The organism is Paenibacillus jamilae (genome assembly GCF_050482105.1).
In the GTDB taxonomy this organism is placed as follows: Bacteria; Bacillota; Bacilli; order Paenibacillales; family Paenibacillaceae; genus Paenibacillus; species Paenibacillus jamilae_B.
On sequence record NZ_JBCNHI010000046.1, the window covers coordinates 1 to 271 of the forward strand.

Here is a 271-nt window from a genome sequence, read left to right on the forward strand (position 1 = left end):
TCCTGTTCGGGGAGCCATATTTTGAATGCTTATGAATTTTATATATAAGGTGGCGGCATAGCTCAGCTGGCTAGAGCGTACGGTTCATACCCGTGAGGTCGGGGGTTCGATCCCCTCTGCCGCTACTCGGAGAGATACCCAAGTGGCTATAAGGGGACCCTCTGCTAAGGGGTTAGACTGCGTAAGTGGTGCGAGGGTTCGAATCCCTCTCTCTCCGCCATAAATTTATTAACACAGAAATCATTTTGCAAGGCCCGTTGGTCAAGGGGTT

Annotated in this window: 2 tRNA genes; both read left to right on the forward strand. The window is 50.6% G+C overall.

From position 1 onward, the window contains the following. The first annotated feature begins 51 nt into the window (after nt 1-51). A tRNA-Met gene (locus ABEW32_RS26060) sits at nt 52-125 on the forward strand. A gap of 3 nt (nt 126-128) precedes the next feature. Beyond that, nucleotides 129-220, forward strand: a tRNA-Ser gene (locus ABEW32_RS26065). Nucleotides 221-271 lie beyond the last annotated feature (51 nt).